The sequence below is a fragment of the Cupriavidus consociatus genome (assembly GCF_017814975.1).
In the GTDB taxonomy this organism is placed as follows: domain Bacteria; phylum Pseudomonadota; class Gammaproteobacteria; order Burkholderiales; family Burkholderiaceae; genus Cupriavidus; species Cupriavidus consociatus.
This window is the reverse complement of record NZ_JAGIQA010000074.1, coordinates 1-7,187: the sequence shown is the minus strand read 5'-3', so window position 1 is coordinate 7,187 and position 7,187 is coordinate 1. Positions and strand designations below refer to the sequence as shown.

4 protein-coding genes and 1 pseudogene are annotated in these 7,187 nt (G+C 54.8%); all 5 read right to left on the bottom strand.

The genetic code is table 11. The features are described from left to right. Window positions 1–131: 131 nt before the first annotated feature. The 5 genes and pseudogenes from J8I82_RS36850 to J8I82_RS36835 all read right to left on the bottom strand — a co-directional run bounded on the left by J8I82_RS36850 (window position 132) and on the right by J8I82_RS36835 (window position 6,574). A complete protein-coding gene (locus tag J8I82_RS36850; protein WP_209765470.1) occupies window positions 132–1,091 on the bottom strand; it encodes an IS5 family transposase in 960 nt (319 codons plus the stop codon). A 314-nt stretch (window positions 1,092–1,405) separates the two neighbouring features. Continuing rightward, window positions 1,406–2,719 carry a cytochrome P450 gene (locus J8I82_RS36845; RefSeq protein WP_209765468.1) on the bottom strand — a complete coding sequence of 438 codons (1,314 nt, stop codon included), beginning with the start codon at window positions 2,717–2,719 and terminating at the stop codon, window positions 1,406–1,408. 600 nt (window positions 2,720–3,319) lie between these two features. Next, window positions 3,320–3,967 carry a M30 family zinc metallopeptidase gene (locus J8I82_RS39255; RefSeq protein ID WP_280908714.1) on the bottom strand — a complete coding sequence of 216 codons (648 nt, stop codon included), beginning with the start codon at window positions 3,965–3,967 and terminating at the stop codon, window positions 3,320–3,322. 10 nt (window positions 3,968–3,977) lie between these two features. Continuing rightward, window positions 3,978–4,813, bottom strand: a pseudogene (locus J8I82_RS39975) (M30 family zinc metallopeptidase). Window positions 4,814–5,369: 556 nt separating this feature from the next. Continuing rightward, window positions 5,370–6,574 (bottom strand): IS3 family transposase gene (locus J8I82_RS36835; protein ID WP_209765472.1). Its coding sequence is split into 2 segments (ribosomal slippage): window positions 5,370–6,256 and window positions 6,256–6,574, totalling 1,206 coding nucleotides; the frame shifts between segments, so codons are not numbered across the junction. Window positions 6,575–7,187: the final 613 nt, after the last annotated feature.

Below are 7,187 nucleotides of genomic sequence, written 5' to 3'. Positions count from 1 at the left end.
GAAACCACTTCCACCGCCGCACTCTCCGGCGGTAACAACCGTGCTACTGCCCGGTCCTTGAATTCCTGTCCGTAACGGGCGTTGTTGCATAAATCGAGATTGAAAACACGGGCTCCTCGGTGAGGCTGAACTCAGGCGATACGTACGGATTGCGGGCGAGCGAGCGCGACCATGCTGTTGAGCACGCCCGCGCGAATGGCCACTTCGGTGGCCTGCGACCCGATTTCGCGTGCCCACAGACTGTGTCCCGTCAGCGTCTTGAGGCGATACATCAGGGTCTCGGCCAGCGAGCGCCGGTGATAGCCGCTGGCGGCTTTCCATTCGCGTCGACTGCTCTTCTCGATGATATCAATGGCCTCGTTACGCGAGGCTGCGCCCGGTGTACTTTCGGACCAGGGCTTCGCTCCATCGCGTGGTGGAATCGAGGGCTGTGCACCTCGCGCGGCTATCTCCGCGTGGCACGGCTTGCTGTCGTAAGCGCCGTCGCCTCCGATGGTATCGATCGGTGTATCAGCCGGGATCTGATCGAGCAGGTCGGACAGCACTTCGCCATCGCCAACGTCCTGGTGGGTCATCAGTGCAGCGCAGATTTGGCCGGTGTTCGCATCCATGGCGAGATGGACCTTCCGCCAAGTCCGCCGCTTGGACCAACCGTGCTTGCGAACCTTCCACTCGCCTTCGCCGTAAAGCTTCAGCCCAGTGCTGTCGATCACCAGATGCAGCGGCTCGCCGGTACGCGAGGCGGGCAGCACGACGTTCAGATTCTGCGCGCGGCGGCTCAATGTCGTGTAGTTCGGCACTGGCAACGTTGGGAAGGCCAGGGTGCGCAAGCTCTGCGCGAAGCCTTGCAGCGCGCGCAGCGGCAGGTGGAACACCTGCTTGAGACCGAGCAATCCCTGGATCAGCGCATCCGTGTATACGAGCGGGTGGCCACGCTTGGGCGATTTGGCTTTCGGCGGTGGAGTGAGCAAGCTCTCTTCGACCCACATCGTGACATCTCCTCGGGCTATCAGCCCCTTGTTGTACTGCGCCCAGTTCTTGACGCGGTAGACCCCCTTGGGCTCGGCTTGCTGTCGGTTGTCCTTGCGCATCGTCCCGGAAAAAGTCCAAGACACTACGCCGCTTCGTCAGAAGTTAACAGAGCCAGCGTTCCCGCCGTTGCGCGTAAACGTCAGCCCGACCGACCCCGGATTTATGCAACAACGCCTCCGTAACGAGCCACTTCTCTCTCTTATCGCCCCCAGGGTTCAAATTCTATCGGGGCGGCATCTATTCTGCCGCGGGGGGGTGCGTGGCTTACATGCTCCTTGGTGACAAGTTATGTCCTAAACATAAAAGCCCCCCCATAAGTCCCCTCTCACGCTGTCCGTGACTAATCTTAGTTATGTACCAAGAAAAAATCACTCTATCGCATGAAACAGCGCAAAGGAAGATGCTTAGGCCCACCGACGAAGCTGGATGCGACCATCTCGAGCTCCCCAGCTGACTCCACGCGTTCAAGGCGCGGTATCATTTCCTCAAACAGGATGCGCATTTCCATCTTGGCCAAGTGCTGGCCCAGACAAATATGAGGCCCTGTTCCAAATGCCAGATGGTGGACTTCCTTTCGATCAATGCTGAACTCGAATGGTTTATCAAAGACATCTTCATCTCGATTCGCCGAGCCGTAGCACAGCATTATCCAATCGCCTTTGCGAACAGTGCGTCCTCGGATCTCCGTATCCGCAGCCGCGGTACGCATGAAGTGACTCACCGGTGACGCAAAGCGCACCGCCTCCTCGACAAATTGCGGAATCAGCGCCGCATCGGCTTGAAGTCGGGGCAGCAGATCAGGGAACTGGCTAAGTGCCCACATTGCGATCGCGGAGGACGATGATGTGGTATCGTGTCCCGCCGTGGCAATAGTAATGTAGTAGCCCAAGCGGTTGGCATCGCTAATCGGTTCGCCATTTACGACCGCGTTGGAAAGCAATGTTGCCATATCGTTACGTGGACTCGTCCTTTTGTCCGATGTCAGCTTATTGAAATAATGCCGAAAATCTTCTACTACTGCTAGTAGATTCTTTGCCAAAACATCGTTACCGGAAGCGACCTCCGCCTTCCCTCGATTGAGTTCTGGATCTTCCCCGCCAAACAACTCTTGCGTCAGGACCAACATTTTGGCCTCATCTTCAGAGGGAATTCCTAGAATATCCATTATTACATGCAAAGGATAATATAGCGCAATATTTCTAGAAAAATCTATGACTTCCCCTTCGTAATGCGCAAGTTTGTCAACACAGCGACGGGCCAGTCGTCGGATACGCTCATCCAGGTTGAGCAGGCTGTCAGGCATGAACCATGACTGCGCCAGCGCGCGCATTTCCTTGTGCTCATCACCGTCGAACTGAACTAGCGCCTTGACAATATGCGGAGACCCAGTGACCGAAATTATATAGTCGATTGCGGCCTTTGATCGACAAACAACAGAATAGTCACCGTTGCGAAATAGGCTACTGTCACGTGAAATGGCGCTGACATCGGCATACTTCGTTGCAACCCAGAATGGGTCGAAGCCCTCAATAACGGCACGACCGAACGGATTGTTGGCACGCGCCCACGTATAGACGGAGTGCAATAGCTCACGGTTTGAATAAGTCTTTGGATCAACCAAAAGCTTCGCGATGTCATCGGGGAGATCGAAATTCGAGGCGGTGGTAATTGGGACCAAGATGAACATACTCCAAAGATAGGTTTAAGATCGCGCGAAGCCATTCCAATACTGCCGATAATAAAGGAACCAATATTTTTATATTGAATCAGTCATAAACATCATCAAACAAGTAGAGCGGCATCAAGTAATGGCACCAATGGGCTGTAATTTGACAATGGAAACTGTTGCCACGCCCCTACTAACCGGCATCGGATGTCCTTGTTGCTTACCGTGACAGATCACTGAAGGGATACACTAAAGCAAAAGTGGGATAAAGATCATTATGGCCCAGCCACTTGTGGAGGTCTCTCTACTCGTAACGAAGGTAACCACACACCCCGGGACGGCGATCTTATTACGACGCCACGTACCGTTACGTGGCGACGGCTTACCAATCGGGCCTCAGTCAGTGGCACACCTTCCAGTTCCCAGCTTTCATGGGTCGCTGTCTCAAGTATGACCTTTGGGAAGGGCTCATTGCCCTTGATGTAGATCTCACCGACCAGCGTCAGATGCTGTCCCTCCGTTGGTCCCACAGCGCATGCAGCAACGCTAAGGGCAACTAGCAAAGCAATCATGTGAGTCATAGGTCCACAGAAGATGTGGTTGACGGCACTTTCGTTCGCATCATTGAATCACGACGGACAGTGAGGAGTGGGGCGGAATCTTGACAGTTTCGCTATACATACCTTTCACATACTCCCGGACTACTGGCACGTTGGCATAGGGGTGGAGCTCCGCGGGCACCATTGATAACTGACTACGATCATTTAGAAAGGCGCCCGCGTCAATTTCAGGCAACACGAATCCACCTTCCTCTCGCAAAGGGAAGCCAAAGCCGACTGGGGCGGGTTCCTTCATCAGTGCACCTGATGTCGCGGCAAAGTGGCGCAATTCCTGTTGGAAGCTGGAGGTTGCTGCCGTGCCCCGAACTGAAGATTCGAGAACCGCCATCGAATCAGTGCTGCTAACGTTGGTAAGAAGATGCTTGTAAAAGCTCAATCCGAGCTGACGGTTGAGAAATCCACCGAGCGATCCCCAGATTGAATATCCGTTGCATGTACTGGCTTTGTCCCAATCAAACAGACTGCAATTGTGAATTCGGTCACCAAATCTTACGTAGCTGGTGAAGCGGACGTCCCTAATCGTATTGAAATTCTTCTCGATGGTCTGGCTCACAAAGTCCTCAAACATCATAGCTGTGGCTTCTTCCAGCCATATTTCGAACTGGTAGTCCGGGCCCTTGGAAATGCCTCGGCGGTAGAAGTTCTGCATGTGCATGGCTTCAATGCGCCATTGTAGACCGCATGTAATTCAAGCCGTAGGTCCCATTTTGGTACATTTCCTCAGAGTTCAGGTAAAGCGACACCGATTCATTTGAGTATGGCTCGCTCTCACGCTTGATTGCATTACGCACGTAGAAGTATCCGGCCATCTCGGAACCCCGAGTGAACTTGGCGATTACGATGTCAATTTGCTGATCATGGCCACTAATCATATTGCTATAGCTGTGGGGCCCCCAATTGAAGTCAGCATATCGTAGATCTTGCCAGGAGAGACGAAATCGCCTGCTAGCGTGTCGAGAGCCGCTTGACTCACCTTTGTTGGATCGAGTTCAGTTGTCTCTACCCAGAAATTGACAATGCTGCCGTCAGCTGTCATGAGCTTACGAACCAAGGTTGTGGAGCGAGTCGTATCGTCCGCTAGATACCAGATTTTCACACTACCGTTATCCAGTCTACTAGGCGACAAAGAATAGCGTGGAGCATAACTTTTCTCTTTGGCGTGCGCTCTCCATCCATCTCGATTAAAACTCGATATTCGGCGCTTAAGCGCTTCCGTGCCGTCATCAAATCGTAGTTGCTCGGCCACGAAGGAATGGTTCCGCTCTGCCACTGCAATTGTCGGCATAACTTGTGGAGTTCCGGTTTGATTAGTGAAAACGAGCGTTACATCCTGTCCGTTCAGCCCTGAGATGCTGATGGGAGCCTCCACAGCCGAGGATGTGCTATTAACGCTTTCCCAAACACCTATGCCGCTACCAGCATAGGTGTGTGCGTCCAGCGCCCCGCAGTTCGAGCAGCTCTTCTCGACGGGAACCGAGGCGGTGGTGGTGGCCATCGTCTGCGGGTCGGGCGAGGCCGGGGGATCGTCCCCGTCACCAACGCAAGAGGCCAGCACAATAGATATGCGCTGCCTGAGCCAGGCTCCAAAATAAATGCAATGCGCGCTGCTTGTACTTCATATATCTTCGCTCCTTTCGCGATACGTTTTTTTGTAGCATTTGCCGGTATTTCCTAACGCAATGACGCCGACTGTCATTCTATATATCTCTGAGTTTAGTATGAGATGTCATTCGACATTGGTTGAGACACGTCATGAAATTATGCATGTAGCTATGCATATAGCGAAGTCTATGCCACTTTTCGGTAGATGGGCAAATTGTGATTGCCACTATGAAAGTAGAGTATGATATTTTTCGCAATGCGGTGAAATTTGAATTCAAGCCGACAATCGCGCCATTCCTTTGTTCATTTCGTGACGCGCAATTGCGGGGGTCTCGCACGCATCGATTTGGCCCGTTTCGCACGAGGAGACTCGATAAAGAAGCGCGCATGGACGTGTGTCAAACTATGCCGCTGGATTTGCCCCCGTGTCCCCGGACACGGTCACACCCTTAGGTTGATAAGGCCATCGCACGCCTGAACTCGCGCGGAGAGCGGTAATTCAGGGCGCTATGGGGGTGCTGCTCGTTGTAGTGCTCAAAGGCAATGGCCAGATTGCGAACTGCCGTCTCGGCATCAGGCTTGGGCATGAAGGCGACATAGTCGCGCTTCATGGTCTTCACAAAGCTCTCGGCCATCCCGTTGCTCTGCGGGCTGCAGATCGGCGTGGTCAGTGGCTTCAAGCCGATTGCCGACGCAAACGCCTTGGTCTTGTCTGCCGTGTAGCCCGAGCCATTATCGGTCAGCCATTCAATTTCCGTCGGCGTCTTCAGCGCGTTTCCAAAGCGATTCTCGACGGCGGCCAACATCACGTCGCGGACCACGTCACCGCTATGCCCACCGGTGGTCGCCGCCCAACTCATCGCCTCGCGGTCGCAGCAGTCCAGGGCGAACGTCACGCGCAGCGGCTCGCCGTTGTCGCAGCGGAACTCAAAGCCGTCAGAGCACCACCGCTGGTTCGTCTTTGCTACCGCGACTTTACCCTCATGCCTGCGCTGCGGGCGTGGCGGGGTCACCCTGCGTTGCAGCAGCAGGCCGTACACTCGCATGACCCGATAGACCCGCTTCGCGTTGACGGGAGGCGCGCTACGATGCTCTCGTTCCCTGCGCAGTACGCCCCATACCCGGCGATAGCCGTAGCTGGGCAGATGCGCGACCGCATTGCGAATCTCCTCGACCAACCCTGCATCGTCGGTTTGTCGGGCGCTGCGCCCGTCCCGCCAGTCTGCAGGACGAGTCAGCTTCTCTGCCACATTCGAGCGCGCTACACCGAGAACTTCGCAGACCCGCTTCACAGGTCGTCCCCCGGCAATGAGGGTGAGCGCGCAATCCATTTTCGCGACTTCATCACCTCCACTGCCTCACGGAGAATCTCGTTCTCCATGGTCTTCTTGCCCAGCAGGCGCTGTAGCTCACGGACTTGCTTGAGCGCGTCGCTCAGCTCCGATGCCGGCACGACTTCTTCACCGGCACTGACCGCCGATAGGCTGCCGTTCTGGTACAGCTTGCGCCAATGAAAGAGCTGATTCGGATTTACGCCATGCTGGCGCGCCACCATCGACACCGTCTTGCCCGGTTCGCAGCTCTCGCGCACCATCGCGAGCTTCTCGTCCAGCGACCACCGCCGCCGGCGCTCCGGCCCCGTCAACACTTCCACCAATTCCTGCTTCGTTTTAGTCATAAACACAGTCGTATGCCTACCCGCTATTGTAAGTAGGGGACTGTGTCCGGCGATTCAGGGGGCCGCTCCAGCCGCTGCTGTCGATGCCAGCATATTTGTTGTACCAGGTGAGCCGGGGTTTTGAGTTCTGCCGCTCAACATCCAACTAGAATCAAAAAGCGGCTTACGCCAACATAAGATACAGAAATTCCCCACAATCGAGAGAAGGTGGAACATGACATACAACATGTTAGCTTTACCGCCATCACTATTGCCTGCGGCAATAGCATGGGCCAGGAGCATGGCCGAGCCTGTAATTCGGAACGGGAGCGCTCTAACCGAACAAGGTCTATCGGTCGCTAGTACAACATCCCGTAAGTAGGTTGAATAATTAATCGCCTCCGATATCATGTCGGGATGAGCCGAGGTCGACATGCAACGCCAGTAAAACTGGGGAAGAAAGAAAGGCAAGAATTGCAATCGCTGATCGAGCGGAAGACGGCCGCTCAGCGAGATGTGATGCGGGCCCGAATCGCATTGCTCAGCAAGGTGCCCAAGGCATTCGTGAGGGCGAGCGCAGTGGCCGCCCGGCAACCATCACCCACGAAGC